Annotated in this window: 13 protein-coding genes; 11 read left to right on the forward strand and 2 right to left on the reverse strand. The window is 39.3% G+C overall.

Features of this window, described 5'->3' with window-relative positions:
- Window positions 1-9: 9 nt before the first annotated feature.
- From betA to HWV02_RS06980, 6 genes are all read left to right on the forward strand, one after another.
- Window positions 10-1,701, forward strand: a complete 1,692-nt coding sequence (gene betA, locus HWV02_RS06955) for a choline dehydrogenase (protein WP_211679068.1) — start codon at window positions 10-12, stop codon at window positions 1,699-1,701.
- Between the two features lie 313 nt (window positions 1,702-2,014).
- On the forward strand, window positions 2,015-3,232 hold the full coding sequence (locus tag HWV02_RS06960) for a BCCT family transporter (RefSeq protein ID WP_211680065.1): 1,218 nt from the start codon (window positions 2,015-2,017) through the stop codon (window positions 3,230-3,232).
- 171 nt (window positions 3,233-3,403) lie between these two features.
- A complete protein-coding gene (locus HWV02_RS06965; protein ID WP_211674672.1) occupies window positions 3,404-3,880 on the forward strand; it encodes a MarR family winged helix-turn-helix transcriptional regulator in 477 nt (158 codons plus the stop codon).
- A 164-nt stretch (window positions 3,881-4,044) separates the two neighbouring features.
- The gene (locus tag HWV02_RS06970) at window positions 4,045-5,049 is read left to right on the forward strand and encodes an ABC transporter substrate-binding protein (protein WP_211679069.1); all 1,005 of its coding nucleotides are present in this window, start codon (window positions 4,045-4,047) and stop codon (window positions 5,047-5,049) included.
- A gap of 109 nt (window positions 5,050-5,158) precedes the next feature.
- On the forward strand, window positions 5,159-6,049 hold the full coding sequence (locus HWV02_RS06975) for a proline/glycine betaine ABC transporter permease (protein WP_211689992.1): 891 nt from the start codon (window positions 5,159-5,161) through the stop codon (window positions 6,047-6,049).
- 1 nt (window position 6,050) lies between these two features.
- A complete protein-coding gene (locus HWV02_RS06980) occupies window positions 6,051-7,286 on the forward strand; it encodes a glycine betaine/L-proline ABC transporter ATP-binding protein (RefSeq protein WP_211689993.1) in 1,236 nt (411 codons plus the stop codon).
- A 95-nt stretch (window positions 7,287-7,381) separates the two neighbouring features.
- Here HWV02_RS06980 and HWV02_RS06985 read toward each other — a convergent pair whose 3' ends face one another.
- Both HWV02_RS06985 and HWV02_RS06990 read right to left on the reverse strand, forming a co-directional pair.
- Entirely contained in the window at window positions 7,382-8,038 is a 657-nt protein-coding gene (locus HWV02_RS06985) for a hypothetical protein (RefSeq protein WP_211679072.1), read from the reverse strand.
- Between the two features lie 367 nt (window positions 8,039-8,405).
- Entirely contained in the window at window positions 8,406-8,672 is a 267-nt protein-coding gene (locus tag HWV02_RS06990) for a hypothetical protein (protein WP_045111063.1), read from the reverse strand.
- 664 nt (window positions 8,673-9,336) lie between these two features.
- On the opposite strand from HWV02_RS06990, the gene HWV02_RS06995 reads away from it, so the two are divergent.
- The 5 genes from HWV02_RS06995 (at window position 9,337) to HWV02_RS07015 (ending at window position 15,827) form a co-directional block, all read left to right on the forward strand.
- The gene (locus tag HWV02_RS06995; RefSeq protein WP_157534178.1) at window positions 9,337-9,759 is read left to right on the forward strand and encodes a PAS domain S-box protein; all 423 of its coding nucleotides are present in this window, start codon (window positions 9,337-9,339) and stop codon (window positions 9,757-9,759) included.
- The gene (locus HWV02_RS07000) at window positions 9,759-11,357 is read left to right on the forward strand and encodes a sulfite reductase flavoprotein subunit alpha (RefSeq protein WP_211689994.1); all 1,599 of its coding nucleotides are present in this window, start codon (window positions 9,759-9,761) and stop codon (window positions 11,355-11,357) included. Before HWV02_RS06995 ends, HWV02_RS07000 begins: the two co-directional genes overlap by 1 nt.
- A 66-nt stretch (window positions 11,358-11,423) precedes the next feature.
- A complete protein-coding gene (gene ribA, locus HWV02_RS07005) occupies window positions 11,424-12,017 on the forward strand; it encodes a GTP cyclohydrolase II (RefSeq protein ID WP_211689995.1) in 594 nt (197 codons plus the stop codon).
- A gap of 346 nt (window positions 12,018-12,363) precedes the next feature.
- Entirely contained in the window at window positions 12,364-14,016 is a 1,653-nt protein-coding gene (locus HWV02_RS07010) for a cyclic peptide export ABC transporter (RefSeq protein ID WP_211689996.1), read from the forward strand.
- On the forward strand, window positions 14,016-15,827 hold the full coding sequence (locus HWV02_RS07015) for an extracellular solute-binding protein (RefSeq protein ID WP_211689997.1): 1,812 nt from the start codon (window positions 14,016-14,018) through the stop codon (window positions 15,825-15,827). The genes HWV02_RS07010 and HWV02_RS07015 overlap by 1 nt, the downstream gene beginning before the upstream one ends.

Here is a 15,827-nt window from a genome sequence, read left to right on the forward strand (position 1 = left end):
GGAGCCTATATGACTCAATCACAGGGATTGTATGATTACATTATTGTTGGCGCGGGTAGTGCTGGTTGTGTTTTAGCCAACCGATTATCAGCAGATCCAGCCAACAAGGTACTGCTATTAGAAACAGGTGGCAGTGACAAGAGTATTTTTATTCAAATGCCAACTGCATTATCTATTCCTATGAATAGCGAGAAGTATGCGTGGCAGTTTGAAACTCAAGCTGAACCGCATTTGGATAATCGCCGTATGCATTGCCCTCGTGGCAAAGTATTAGGTGGATCATCTTCTATTAACGGTATGGTCTACGTACGTGGTCATGCTCGCGATTTTGATGAGTGGCACCAAAGCGGGGCAAAAAATTGGAATTACGCCAATTGCTTACCTTACTTTAAAAAGGCTGAAAGTTGGGCGTTTGGCGGCGATGACTATCGTGGTGACAGTGGTCCCCTTGCTGTGAATAACGGCAACAACATGAAAAACCCTTTGTACAAAGCCTTTGTTGATGCTGGTATTGATGCCGGTTATATGGCAACCAATGACTACAATGGTAAGCAGCAAGAGGGTTTTGGCCCTATGCACATGACTATCAAAAAGGGTGTGCGTTGGTCGACAGCAAATGCGTATTTAAGACCTGCAATGCAACGCAGTAATTTAACGGTTATTACCCATGCTTTGGTACACAAGGTATTGTTTGAAGGTAAACAAGCAATAGGGTTAGAGTTTGAACGTAAAGGCAAGCTAACCAGACTGCATTGTAACAAAGAAGTGATTCTTTCGGCTGGCTCGATTGGTTCTCCGCATATCCTGCAATTATCCGGTATCGGTAAAGCAAGCACACTTGCAGAAGCCGGTATTGAGCAAGTACATGAATTGCCGGGAGTCGGCGAGAATTTACAAGATCATCTCGAATTTTATTTCCAATTCAAGTGTCTTAAACCGATTTCGTTGAATGGCAAATTAGACCCATTAAATAAGCTGTATATTGGTGCGCGTTGGTTCTTTGATAAGTCAGGTTTAGGGGCAACGAATCACTTTGAATCTTGTGGTTTTATTCGATCTAAACCCGGACTAGAATGGCCTGATTTACAATACCATTTCTTACCTGCTGCAATGCGTTACGACGGTAAAGAAGCGTTTGCTGGGCATGGTTTTCAGGTGCATGTGGGTCATAACAAACCGAAGAGCCGTGGCTTTGTAAAAGTCGTGTCTAATGATGTGCATGTTGCGCCGCATATTCAGTTTAACTATCTTTCTCATGCCGAGGATATTGAAGGTTTTAGGGCTTGTGTACGCTTAACACGTGAAATTATTGGTCAACCAGGGTTGGATGAATTCCGTGGTGAAGAGATCCAACCGGGAATCGATATTCAAACGGATGAAGAGATCGACCGTTTTGTGAGAAGCTCGGTAGAAAGTGCTTACCATCCTTCTTGTACGTGCAAGATGGGTGAAGACACTATGGCTGTCGTTGATTCAGAAACCAGAGTTCATGGTATTGAAGGATTGAGGGTGGTTGATTCATCTATTTTCCCAACGATACCCAATGGCAACCTTAACTCACCGACTATCATGTTGGCAGAGCGCGCTGCAGATCTGATCTTGGGCAATACACTGCTCAAAGCAGACGTGAGCAGTGTTACTGTGGCGCCAAAATGGCAGAGTACACAACGCTTACAGGCGCCAAAACGCCAGCCTGTTTAGCGACTACATTGTTAAGGACTGCATTGTTATGACCATTAGTTGTGACAACTCAGTGCTTAACCATAGGTATCTGACCAGCCTAAGCCACTCTGGCTAAATGGTCTTTAATGCTAAACTCAATTCATCAGGGCTTAAATATCGGAAATTCGATATTTAAGGTTTGAGGGTGCATGCAATCATGATTTTTATTATAGTCTTAATACTTTATTACAGACTTAATTAGATTGCAGACTCAAACGTTGAGCTAGGCTATTTAAAACATAAGAAAGGATTAAATTTATGTTTTATACAAAATTTACATGGAGTTTAAATGATGACTACTTGGCTTAGCATAGGTATTATATTTACCTTTGTTGCAATTGCATTTGTGATTTTTCGTTGGGGCAATGTGCGGTGTGTGGGTGTTACGCCTGTACGTACATTTACCTTTATCGCTATTCTATTTACTTCCGGTCTGGACGTGGGACTTATCATGTTTCCGCTGACCGAGTTTGCTGGTTATGCAAACCTTGCGGCAAGTCCTGAATACAGCTTTAGTAATCCTTTAGCGATTGAATTTGGTTTCTGGGCATTTCTGATCTGGGCATTTTACTTTTTAACTTGTTTCTATTTTTGTGTCATTGAACCAAGAGTTAAATTCTTCGAGATCCCATTAATTAAATTCATCAATAACCTCATCATTATAGGTACTTGTGCCTTTACTGCTTACTTATTACTGACCAATTTACCTTGGTATTTACCTGAATTAGGTGATGGCGAAACGATAGTGGGTAGTTTCTATCTAATCGTTTTTGTTGTCATTGCTGCGGCTGTTTACTCAAGTACTAGTATTCGTTATGTACGTATATTGAGTTTAGCGAGTACCTGGTTATTTTTAGGTCTGATTGTCATGATGTGGGCTGGCGCGTTCTTATCTGAAGAATCAAGCGTGAGTGAATTTACAACAACTTTTGCGTTGATTAGCGATTACTTTGGTAATATACATCAATTTGTTTTACCGATGAATGATTACCATGAATTTTACTTATTCTGGTGGTTCTCTTGGAGCATCATGATTGGTCAATTCACTTCCCGCTTTGTTGGTGGTATGAAAACTTATCAAGTACTGATTGCAATGATGGTCTTCCCGTCTATTCCAATCGCAGTATGGTTCTCGGTACTTTACTACTACAGCGTGAATGAGATCGCGACAACAGGCTTCTATAACCTTGCGATGGTATTAGTGGGCATCACCTTTGTGATTAACTCGCTGGATTCATTAGTACGACTTTATACTGATAATTTAAATTTAACAGTAGAACGTTTAGGTAAGGCTAAATACATTATTGGTAATCTTGTATTAATGAGTGCTTTGACGTTATTGTTCAAACTGGATTTCTTACAGATTCAGTGGGTTGGCGCATTAGCAATCGCACTGATCATCGGCTGTTTTGGTTATATTATGGCGAATAAATCCAAGCAGGTTGCAGCGATTGAACGTTCACCTGAAGAAAATGAAATTGACTTTAATAAAATTGAGTTAGTGAACTAGCATACTCACCACGCTCGTTTTAATATGTTAATTAGTTCGATAGTGGTTAGGAATACAACAAAAGCAAAATAACGTATAAGCGTTATTTTGCTTTTTTCACATTTGCAGTATGAGTCTGGTGCTAATTTCTGTTATTGTTTCGAAAAATGAGGGGCGAATTATGGAAGGGTTATGGAAAAGTACGAAGAATTATTAGTATCACTGCGTCAAGTGATCAGAGCCATTGATATACATTCTCGCCAGCTGAATAAACAGTCTGGTTTAACAGGTCCTCAGCTCATGGTGATGCAAAATATTGCCATGCTTGATGCGCCATTGGCGAAAGACATTGCGAAAGAGATAGCCTTAAGTGCTGCGACAGTCACGACGATTATTGACAGACTTGAGAGTCGGGCGTTGGTGATTCGGAAGCGAAGTGAAACCGATAAACGTAAAGTGCATCTGTCGCTGAGTGAATCAGGTAAATTATTACTGAGTAGTTCACCCAAGCCGCTTCAAGACCATTTCATCAAACGTTATCAAAATCTTGAAGAGTGGGAACAAAGTCAGCTATTGTCAGCTGTCGAACGGATTGCCTCAATGATGGATGCAGAAAAATTAGATGCTGCGCCAGTATTATTTGTTGGTCAAATTCAGGCGGAAGAGTAACTCTTTTACTTAACTGATTTTATGACGTTTTTACCTGTTTCTAGTATTAATTACCGTGAGATTTTTTAACCATGTTAACGGTTTTTAGTACTTATTTAAGCTTTTAGTCGCGATTTCCTGTAGTGTTAGTAGTACTTCATTACAATAATAAGGATATTATTCATATGCGGAAGACTTTCGCTACCTCACTACTTCTTGCTTGTTCATCTCTTTCTACCTTCGCTAATGCAAGTGAATGTGGCAGTGTTACCATTGCTGACATGAGCTGGAATTCAGCAACAATCATCGCTAATATTGATCGCTTTATTTTAGAGCATGGTTTTGGGTGTGATGCCGAACTCGTACCTGGCGATACAATGGCAACCGGAACAGCTATGATCGAAAAAGGTCAGCCTGATATTGCACCTGAATTTTGGAGTAATTCCATGAAATCAGCCCTTGATAAAGGTGTTGAAGAAGGGCGAATTCGTTATGCTGGAGCCACACTGACAGATGGTGGTGAAGAAGGTTTTTGGGTTCCTGCTTATATGGTCGAAAAAGACCCGAGTTTAGCAACGATTGCAGGCATTAAAGCCAACGCAAAACTATTCAAGCACCCTGAAGACCCGGATAAATCTGCATTTATGATTTGTCCATCAGGTTGGAATTGTCAAATTACAACAACGAATCTATACGAGGCACTGGATCTTGCCGATGACGGGTTCGATTTAATTGATCCAGGTTCTGGTGCAGGCTTATCTGGCTCTATTGCTAAAGCCTATGAGCGTAAAGAAGCTTGGTTTGGCTATTATTGGGCGCCGACAGCTGTATTGGGTAAATACGATATGGTTAAGGTTGATTTTGGTTCAGGCATAGATGAAAAACATTTTAAAGAGTGCATTACTCAAGACGATTGTTTAGAACCTAAAGTAACTATGTTCCCACCTTCAGCTGTGGATACTGTCGTGACTGAAACATTTGCGGCAAGAGCACCTGAAGCACTGGCTTACCTTACAGCCCGCTCATTCAAGAATGCTCAGATGAATGAGCTACTTGCTTGGATGGAAGATGAGCAAGCTGATGGCGAATACAGTGTTGAGCACTTCTTAACAAACTATGAAGATACTTGGTCACAGTGGGTTGATTCAGCTACAGCGAAGAAAATTAAGAAAGCAGTCTCAGAACTATAGCCTTTCACTATACCCAAAGCACTTCAGTTAGCTGATTGTGCTCCTTGAAGTAGCTTGGGTATATATAGCCCGACTTATTCGGGCTTTTTCATTTTAGGAAATAAATAATATGTCAGACAGTTCATGGCTTTCGGAAATACCGCAGCTAGATCGTCGCCAATTACTTGATATTAGAAAGACATTGGACGGCGCTTATCGCAGCTTTTCGCGTGAATACGGTGATAGTATCGAAGCGTTTTTTGATCCCTTACTTAGTTTTCTTATTTGGTTCGAAAAATTATTACTTGGCAGCCCTTGGTGGCTCGTTATTACTGTATTAGCTGTTTTTGCTTATATGGCAAGTCGTTCTTGGAAATTAACCTTAGGTGTCGTCTTAGCCTTCTTCCTCATCGGATTCTTTGGAATGTGGGACAATACCATGCGAACCATGAGTATTATTCTGGTCTCTACCTCACTCGCGGTGCTTATTGGTATTCCTATCGGGATCTCGATGGCTCGCTCTGATCGTGTTCAGTCCGTCGTCACACCTATCTTAGATATTATGCAAACAATGCCAGCCTTTGTGTATTTGATCCCTGTGGTGATGTTATTAGGTATCGGTAAAATCCCAGGTGTTATCGCTGTTATTATTTACGCTGTGCCGCCTGTCATTCGCTTAACGAACTTAGGTATCCGTCTTGTAGACAAAGAAGTGCTAGAGGCGGCAACTGCTTATGGTGCTAGTCCTATGCAGCGTTTATTTGGTGTGCAGTTACCACTGGCAATGCCTAATATCATGGCCGGTATTAATCAGACGATTATGATGGCGCTCGCTATGGTTGTGATTGCTTCTATGATTGGCGTAAAAGGTTTAGGTCAACCTGTATTAAAGGCTATCACCAACCAATATTTCACACTTGGTTTATTGAATGGCTTAGCCATTGTTGTTCTCGCCATTATTTTTGATCGGATTTCGCAAGGTTACGCAAAACGTACGTTACAAAATTTTGGAGGGCAGTAAGATGAGTTCGAATGATAAGAAAAGCCCGTTAATTCGTATTAAGAATTTATACAAAATTTTTGGTAAAAATGAGAAAAAGGTGCTCGAGCTAGTCAAAGCGGGTAAATCAAAAGATGCTATTTTAGCTGAAACGGGTCATACCGTTGGTTTGTCGGATATTAACCTAGATATTTATCCGGGAGAAATATTCGTTATCATGGGGTTGTCTGGTTCGGGTAAATCAACCTTGATCCGCCATTTTAACCGCTTAATTGAACCTACTGCCGGGGAAATAGAAATCGCGGGTAGTGATGTCATGCAATTGAAGAGCAAAGACCTGCAAGATTTTCGTCGTAATAAAATGTCGATGGTATTTCAACGTTTTGGATTAATGCCGCACCGCACCGTGTTAGACAATATTGGTTATGGCTTGCAAGTGCAGGGCGTCAAGAAAGCTGAACGAAAGAAAAGTGCAACGCAGTGGTTGGAAACTGTGGGCTTGGATGGTTATGCCAATCAATACCCAAGACAGCTGTCTGGAGGTCAACAGCAACGCGTCGGTTTAGCACGTGCTTTGTGTACCGATGCCGATATTCTGTTAATGGATGAAGCATTTTCAGCATTGGATCCTTTGATCCGTAGCGAAATGCAAGACCAGTTGATTGAGCTGCAGGAAAAGTTACATAAAACCATTGTCTTTATTACCCATGATCTTGATGAAGCATTACGACTGGGTGATCGCATTGCTATTTTGCGTGATGGGGTATTAGTACAACAAGGAACACCTGTTGATATTTTACTTAACCCGGTTGATGATTATGTTGAAGCCTTTGTCAAAGATGTAAATCGCGCGCGCGCATTGACGGTGGAAACGGTAATGCAACCGCAAATCTTCCGTATTTCGGCCGAGACAATCGGTGACGCTGTATTGCAAATGCGTAAATCAAAACAAGATTATGGTTATGTTGTTAACGAGGATGGCTATCAAGGCGTGATCACACAAGGTACCTTGGATAATGTTGAAAAAAGCGATTACAGCAATGTTCTTGATGCGTCTTTATTGGAAGCTGTGCCAGCCGTGCAAAGTGATGCGTTGTTGGAAACTGTAATTCCTGAAATGTTGGATAATCAATTGCCACTGCCGGTGTTAAATGTGGATGGTGATGTTGAGGGGCATTTGTGTCGTTCTACACTTGCCGAAGTATTAAGTGATCAGCCGAGTGTGGAAAAGGATAAAGATAAAGTCACTCACGCTTAATTATCGTATTTAAGTGAGCTTATGCAATGATGAATGCCTATTACAGCAGGTCGGAGGTAATAGGCATTAATTACGAATTATGTTAAGGAACGTGATTAAGCGTCTTCGGGTTTATCTAATAGTTCGGCAATAATTTTGTTCATTTCGATCGGCATTTGCGCCAGAATCGCATCTTGAGATAATGTCAGATCTTTTTCGATATAAGATACGATTTTTCGTGTTTCCATATCCATGACGCCACCGAAAGCGGTCACGTTAGTCATCATCGGGATGTTCATACCGCCTGATGAATCCACATGTAGCACAACAACATATTTGAAGTTGTAGTCTTTGTTCGTCAATACGCCAGACGCTTTTAACTTATTGGTCAGTGTTTTCATTTTCTTATCAAGTTCAATCGCATATTTCTCTGCGGAACCTGTCATTTCTAGTTTATCTAGGTTTGCTTGGCGACGCATGTTTTCGCCAAGTGTCCATGATAAATTACCAACAACACTATAAAGCTGTTGACCAGAGATTACCGATGCACCGTATTCAGATACTGCACCTGAAGAGATAGCTAAACCAACTTCAGCACTATCCCCTGGAACGCCATGCAGGCTAATTGGGAAAATAAATGCAGGTGCACTCGCTGTCACTTCAAGGGGAAATTCTTGGTCTGCATTACGTTTTACTGATGAAGAGCTGCAGCCTGCAACAGAGAGGGCGATAACGCCTGACAATAATAGTGAGTAGATAGATTTTGCTTTCATTTTATTACATCCTTGTTTTATGAGTTATCTCGTTAATAGCATACAAAAGTACTATTAATTAATTGCAATTTCACTTTAATAACAAGCTATTACCTTGAAACTGGTGAGTTACTTTAGCCCATGGTTTTATAGAACTCAATGCTGAAAAAAGTATGTGAAATTATTTATGGTTGAATAAACTGAAGTAGTGTTCTTGCCTGGCTTGATTATTATGCTCAGGGGGGTATTACATAATCAAAATGCTATGGCGAGGTTTATTTTTAATTAGATTAGATTATTTCTAATACTTACAATGGGCTATTTTAGGGGAGGAAGCAAAAGAAAGGTAGATAAAAACCTGCTTGAGCAAGCAGGTTTTAAGCATCAATTAGGTAATAACGAATTGCTTTGCTTGTCTTGCTTCGACGATATATCTTCTTTTTAATTTTTTAGCCATATCAGGTGTTAGATCTGAATGAAGTAGCTCTAACGTGCTTTGGCCTTTGCTTTTTAGGTAAGCTGCAACTAACGGACGTGTTGGGTCTGCGTGATTCTTAGCCCATTCATAGCTTTTTACTGCGTTTGCTGGTGGTGTTTTTTTCGATGCGATATAAACGCTACCATCAGGAAAAGATACACGGTAAATATTGATCATTTTGTTCTCACTTTAATCTTAGTCATCAAAATACTAAATTTTATGGCGCTAGTATGACAGCTTTTCGAGTGTTAAACATAATTACTTGGGCCTAGCAACGAGCCGACTTGTTCAATTGACCATTTATTTAATGCAATTGGTAATAAACGCTGGTGGTTTAAGCAATTAAATACACGGCTATTGCAGTATGGACCCTATCAATTACTAAAGCATAGAAATAAGCGATATGGCAATGCCAAAGTAATCCATCAAAAAAATCCTGAATGGGATAAATACTGCGCGCTATTCCCACAAAGTGTGGCTGCTCGAAAAATACAGGGTTAAAAAAATCAGCAAAGTATTGATGGTTTTGCAACTGAAATCGTTGAACGAATAGGGATTTATATCCATAAGTACGCCTAAATAAAAATGATGTCTATACCGATGCGATATCAGAGACGAGAAGGACAAGCCGACGAAGGCGTTATGACGTCTTGAAGATACTCTTCATACGGTTTGCTGATTGTGCACCTTGAAGTCACAACTATTAATTCTATTTAACTCTTAAATGCTTACATAAAAATCTTTTTGATTAACGAATTATATTATTGTTGCATTCTAAATGCATCAATAATATAGTGATGACGAATTCACAAGATTCCTATTTACAAAAAGGTATTTATAGATGCAAACTTCAATTTCAGAACAAGTTTTAACCGCCCTCGATAAGGTTTTAGTCGTATCTAAAACAGATCTTCAAGGCAACATTACTTATGTTAATGATTTATTTTGTCAGTTAACTGGTTATAGCAGAGAAGAGTTAGTAGGTGCTCCACATAATTTAGTACGCCATAAATCAATCGAAAAAAGTGTCTATAAAGATATGTGGGATACTATCAAAAATGGTGAAATCTGGACGGGTATTATACCAAACGTAGGTAAAGGTGGCAGCTTGTATGTTGTAGATACAACAGTACAACCTATCTTTGATGATGCAGGTAACATCACAGAATATATCAGCATTCGTCGAGTTATTAATGATCTAATGAGTGATTTTGACAGCGTTGAATTATCTAAAGAAGTATTTGACGACTTCTACGGAGAGTAATGATGAAAACTAATTTCGAACGGATTATTATAAGCTATGGCTCTGAATCTGGTAATGCAGAGCGCTTGGCCAGACAGTTTTGCGAGCTACCCTTTCTATCTTCCGTTAAATTGGAATTAGTTACTCTCAACAATTTAGTGATAAATGATTTATCCACCAAAGATTTGTTACTGGTGATCACCAGTACCTTTGGTGATGGGGAGCCTCCAGGCAATGCCGATGACTTTGCGTTACAGTTGGCAAGCCTTAACACTTTGGCTCCCTTTCAATATGCTATTTTTGCTTTAGGTGATGTAGCATATACCAATTTTTGTCAATTCGGCCAACAACTCGATGCGCAGTTACACGATAAAGGTGCTATCCGAGCTATTAATAGAGTAGACGCTGACTTGGATTATCGTAATTTTTTCACACAATGGGTCGATACAGTCAATGCAGTGGTGGCAGGTGACGATACGATTGGTCATCAGTTAATGCTCAGAGTCGAGCCTTATAGTGAAACTAAGCCACATCAAGCTAAAATAATTAATGTCACTCGCTTAAATTCCAGTTCTGCCGGTGTCTATAAGATAGATCTCGATATTGATGGCAGTGGAATGAATTATCGGGCCGGTGATTTATTATATGTAGTACCAAATCATAAATCTGAGTTACTACAAGATATTACAGACTGGTTTGGTGATGAACAGACGTCACAACAATTACAGGGCAAAGAATTACGTTTGTTAAGCAAAAGCTTACTACGCACACTAGCCAATAAATCAAATAATGCTAACTTAAAAGAAAAATTAAAGATCCGTAACAAAAAAGCACTTGCCGATTACCTTTACGGTCGTGATGTTTTAGATGTATTACAGGATTGCGGAGAAGTAGGGTATATCACATTAAGCGAATTATGTGATGCATTATCAGAGCAAACGGCACGCGCTTATTCCATAGCATCCAGCGATCAAAATAGTGACGGTAAAAGTGCTTCGAAAGTCAGTTTATGTGTAAGAGATATCGCTTATGAACATGAAAATAGAATGCATTTTGGTACGATGAGCAACTGGTTGAGTCGTTGTGAACCTGGTGATATCGTTGATATATTCACTCGGTCTAATAAAGAATTTCACTTAGCTGATGAAATAGATACACCCGTCATAATGATCGGTGCAGGTACTGGGATAGCACCTTATGTTGGTTTTTTACAGCAATTAGAGCGACAACAGAAAGCTCAAACTGAATTACAAATAAAATCAGAAACATTACTTATATTTGGAGAACGATATTCCAAGAAGGATTTTTTATATAAATCTGAGCTTGAACATTGGTTAAGCGAAGGTGTTTTAAGTCAACTGGTTACAGTATTTTCACGAGATCAAGAACAAAAGCGCTATGTGCAACATGCGATAATAGAACAAGGTGCTTTGGTTTGGTCCCTACTCCAGCGTGATGCAACACTATACCTTTGTGGTAGTAAAGATAATTTAGCAAAAGCCATAGATAATGCACTTATTGAAGTAGCACAACAGCACGGTAAATTATCATTTGATCAAGCTCAGAGCTATATTAATCAACTCACTGACACTGGGCATTACCGTCGGGATTTATATTAAGAACATGTCAATTAAAAACTAATATTTAATTATTTCTTAACCATATTACACAAGGACATTGAGTATATGCCTGTTCGTTTTATTGAAACCTGTCGTTTACCAACCCCATTTGTTACTTTTGATATGCATGGCTTTGAAGATTTAGACACTGGACAGGAGCACGTGGCCCTAACACTCGGTGATTTTTCTGATTGCAAACCTGTTTTAGCGAGAGTTCATTCAGAGTGCCTCACTGGGGATGCGCTATTTAGTATGCGTTGCGACTGTGGATATCAGCTGAATGAAGCCATGAGGATGATTGCTGAAGAGGGCCGCGGTATTTTACTTTACCTTAGGCAGGAAGGGCGTGGGATAGGCTTATTGAATAAAATCCGAGCTTATAGCCTACAAGATCAGGGTGCAGATACCGTTGAAGCCAATGAGCGACTGGGTTTTTCTGCTGACCTTCGAGATTATGGTATATGTCAGGGAATATTAAGCCATCTAAATATCTCAAAGTTAAAACTCATGACTAACAATCCTAGAAAAGTTGAAGCTTTAAGTGAGTTTGGTATTGAAATTGTTGAGCGTGTATCGATTCAAGTGGGAAAGAACCCCCACAATGAAGGTTATCTGACCACTAAGGCAGAGAAATTAGGGCACTGGCTGAATAACACATAGGATTATGGACCCAGTTCAGATTACGGTAGGCTGTTCAGCGCCCAAAAGACATCGATCAGCAGCCTTCATAACTGTATTTCAGGGACCTATGGTTTAACGATTACATCTTTATTCCTCATGATTTATTTTTTAAATAATCTAAGTTTAACATTTTACACATAATAGAATTCAGCATCCACAGACATTAATACTTATTCTTAATGCGCTATTAAGAGAGTACTGATTCATTTATAAAAAAAACTCTTATGCAAATAAGAATGATTAGTGTTAACATCCTAATACTTTTGTAAGACAACAATATTCTAATGTGTTGTTATCATAACTCTAACAAGCAGTGTTGTTTATCATGAACGCGAAGTTAATTCTGTCTTTATTAAAACGTGACTATATAAAATTTATCGTCGCCATATTTCTCAGTGCTTTAAGTGCTGCAGCAGGCGTATCAGTTATCGCATTTATTAATGAAGCGATTAGTCGATTAAGTGTAGGTGCTGATTTTCCAATCACTTTATTTTTTGCTCTCATATTCCTATTATTTGGATTGAGTTACATCTCTCAATCTCAAATTACTCGGTTAGGTCATCGTGTTGTATATGAGCTAAGGCTAAGTATTAGCCGCCGATTAATGAATATGTCTGTTGAGCGGATTGATCAGTTAGGCCAGCCGACTATTCTTGCGACTTTAACCAAAGACATAACCGCTATCAGCCAAGCGTTTAATAGTTTACCTTTTGTTGTTTTTGGCGCATCGGTTGTACTATTTACGTATGCGTATTTGTTTTGGTTGTCTGCGACATTTTTTATCGCGACGCTTGTGATGAGTACGGTATCGATTATTTTCGGTCGCCGATTAATGATCGCATCTCGTGATTATAAAAAACGAGTACGAGAAAATGATGACGTATTATTTGACAGTTATGATGCTATGCTGCGAGGCCGTAATGAGCTTAAATTAAGTCAAGAACGCCGTACGTCTTTTTATCATTCTCAATTAGAGCCTTCAGCAGAACAAGCGAGAGTCTTGGATACAAAAGCAGATCGACTTAATGTTCTAAATGGCAGTTGGATAAATACATCGGTATTACTCTTGATTGCACTTGTTTTACTTATGCATACCCAATTCCAGATTGGGACATCGGAACAAGTGACTGGTTACGCACTGGCAATTCTGTTCTTGCGTTCGCCTTTAGCGGGATTTGTTGGTTCATTACCTGCACTTATTATTGGTTCTGTCGCTTATGCCAAAGTATCATCGTTAGATTTAGCTGAAGACAAAAATGAACTGAATTCATTGCCTGCACTTCAGGCTTCATGGAAAACACTTCAGCTAAACCAAATTGAATATGATTATCCGAGTGAAGATGGCGAATCAGGGTTTTCTGTTGGACCAATTAATTTAACGATTAATCAAGGAGAATTGATTTTCTGGGTCGGTGGGAATGGTAGTGGGAAGTCAACTTGCGCACGCCTGCTTACTGGTTTATATCGTGCTCACCGTGGAACAATTACATTTTCTGATACTGTGATTAATGAGCATAATATTGATTGGTACCGTAATCATTTTTCTGTGGTATTCGCTGATTTTTATTTATTTAAGAATATTATTAATGAAAATGGGGTTAAGCCTGATCCAGAACTGGTTGAATACTACCTAACAAAACTCGCTTTAAATAATAAAGTTGAAGTGGTAGATGGTCGCCTTAGTACAACAGAGTTATCTCAAGGGCAACGCAAGCGCTTAGCATTATTATTGGCATACCTTGAAGACCGCAGCATCATCGTTCTTGATGAATGGGCAGCCGATCAGGATCCAACCTTCCGACGTATTTTTTATACCGAGTTACTACCAGAGCTTAAAGCGCGCGGTAAAACGATTATCGCCATTACACATGACGATCATTATTTCCATCTTGCTGATAAATTATACCGTATTGATACTGGGCAACTATCCCTCATTAAAAATGATGTGAATGAACTAGCTATGGAGCAAGCTAGCTAATGGATATACAGCAATCTATTCGAGGGTTATTAGGGGGCGCGTTAGTTTCAATCGCAGCGTTTAGTCACCCTGTGTTGGCGGAATATACCAGTCATGGTATCAGCTTGTATGGTGAACCAAAGTATACCGAGAATTTTAGTAACTTTTATTACGCGAATCCTAATGCACCTAAACAAGGTGAGTTGGTAATGGCAGAAATGGGAAGCTTTGATTCTTTACATCAATTTATCGATTTAGGTAAAAAACCGAGAGGCTTATTCTGGCTTTATGATCGCTTAACTGTTCGTGGTCACGATAAAGATGAGATCAAAACACGTTATGGTTGGTTAGCTGAAAAGATGACCATTGCAGATGATTATTCTTCGGTTATTTACTCTTTAAGAAAAGAAGCTAAGTTTAGTGACGGTTATCCTGTGACTGCTGAAGACGTGGCGTACTCGTTAAACCTGTATCGTGAAAGTGGTTTAAGTAATATTAAATCACGTTTTAAAATGGTTAAGTCGGTTGAAGTTATTGATCCTTTGACGGTAAAGATTAATTTTGGTGGTGATGGTAGCCGTTTACAAATCTTAAACTCGGGTAACTTACCTGTATTGCCAAAGCATATCTGGCAACATAAAGACTTTACGCAGCCATCGCTTGATATACCTATTGGTTCAGGCCCTTATAAAGTAACCTCGGTGGATCCTGGTCGCGGGATTGTGTATGAACTAAGAGATGATTACTGGGGTAAAAACTTACCTGTTAATAAGGGTAAATATAACTTTAAGAATATCAAAGTAGAATATTTCCGCGATCGTAATGCAGCAGTGCAAGCGCTTAAAACCAATGATGTAAATTATATTGCTGAAACGAATTTATTACGCTGGAATAAGTTATATCAAGGTGACGTGTTTAGCGCTGGAACGGTTGTTAAAGATAAGATTAATTATGACGCACCTTCTTTTGTTACGGCGATGGTATTTAATTTAAGACTGGCTAAATTTGATGACCGCAGAACGCGAGAAGCCTTGGTCACCGCATTTGATTTTGAGTGGTTAAATAAAAAAGCATTTAATAATCAATACACTCGCGCTACAAGCCTGTTTAACAATAGCTTTTTGGCTGCAGAGGGATTACCCTCTGCACAGGAAAAAGCGATATTAATACCATTGTCTGCGCAATTGCCGGAACAGGTATTATCAAGTGAATTTACACTACCAAGCACAGATGGCTCAGGTCGTAACCGTAAGAATTTATTAAAAGCACAAGCCTTATTAAAAGAGGCCGGTTGGAAAGTTAAAAATAATAAGTTGGTCCATAGTGTGACGGGCGAGGTGATGAAAATTAACTTCTTATTGCCATCGCCAACCATGAAACCTGCTATTGGCGCTTATATTCAAACACTGAAAAAATTGGGTATTAGCTCAAACATAACAGTTAAAACAGGTACTGAATATTACAAATTATTAATGCAACGTCAGTTTGATATGACCCCAAGTCAATATAAGGTTCGAATTCCGCCAAATACTGAGTTACGTTCATCACTTAAATCTGAATTTGCGGGTGTTGCTTCAAGTTATAATATCAGTGGTATTAAAGATCCTGCTATTGATAACCTTGTTGAAGGACTTGTTCAGTCAGACCGTTATGTGGATACGCAAGCATACGGACGCGCATTAGATCGGGTATTGAAATGGAATTATTACTATTTACCATTATGGGCGCGTAACTTTCAGTTAGTTGCTTATCAGAACTATATTGAAAAACCGTTACAAGCACCAAAATATGGTTATGAAGTTGAATTCTGGTGGGATGAGCGCTCGAAGTAA

Origin of the sequence: Moritella sp. 28, from assembly GCF_018219435.1 — a bacterium.
Taxonomy (GTDB): Bacteria; Pseudomonadota; Gammaproteobacteria; order Enterobacterales; family Moritellaceae; genus Moritella.

Excerpts from the sequence above, each read along its gene's own strand:
- HWV02_RS06965 (WP_211674672.1), top strand. The coding sequence starts at position 3,404 with ATGGAAAAGTACGAAGAATTATTAGTATCACTGCGTCAAGTGATCAGA.
- HWV02_RS06995 (WP_157534178.1), top strand. The coding sequence starts at position 9,337 with ATGCAAACTTCAATTTCAGAACAAGTTTTAACCGCCCTCGATAAGGTT.
- HWV02_RS07015 (WP_211689997.1), top strand. The coding sequence starts at position 14,016 with ATGGATATACAGCAATCTATTCGAGGGTTATTAGGGGGCGCGTTAGTT.
- HWV02_RS06960 (WP_211680065.1), top strand. The coding sequence starts at position 2,015 with ATGACTACTTGGCTTAGCATAGGTATTATATTTACCTTTGTTGCAATT.
- HWV02_RS06990 (WP_045111063.1), bottom strand. The coding sequence starts at position 8,672 with ATGATCAATATTTACCGTGTATCTTTTCCTGATGGTAGCGTTTATATC.
- betA (WP_211679068.1), top strand. The coding sequence starts at position 10 with ATGACTCAATCACAGGGATTGTATGATTACATTATTGTTGGCGCGGGT.
- HWV02_RS06980 (WP_211689993.1), top strand. The coding sequence starts at position 6,051 with ATGAGTTCGAATGATAAGAAAAGCCCGTTAATTCGTATTAAGAATTTA.
- HWV02_RS06975 (WP_211689992.1), top strand. The coding sequence starts at position 5,159 with ATGTCAGACAGTTCATGGCTTTCGGAAATACCGCAGCTAGATCGTCGC.
- HWV02_RS06985 (WP_211679072.1), bottom strand. The coding sequence starts at position 8,038 with ATGAAAGCAAAATCTATCTACTCACTATTATTGTCAGGCGTTATCGCC.
- HWV02_RS07010 (WP_211689996.1), top strand. The coding sequence starts at position 12,364 with ATGAACGCGAAGTTAATTCTGTCTTTATTAAAACGTGACTATATAAAA.
- HWV02_RS07000 (WP_211689994.1), top strand. The coding sequence starts at position 9,759 with ATGATGAAAACTAATTTCGAACGGATTATTATAAGCTATGGCTCTGAA.
- ribA (WP_211689995.1), top strand. The coding sequence starts at position 11,424 with ATGCCTGTTCGTTTTATTGAAACCTGTCGTTTACCAACCCCATTTGTT.
- HWV02_RS06970 (WP_211679069.1), top strand. The coding sequence starts at position 4,045 with ATGCGGAAGACTTTCGCTACCTCACTACTTCTTGCTTGTTCATCTCTT.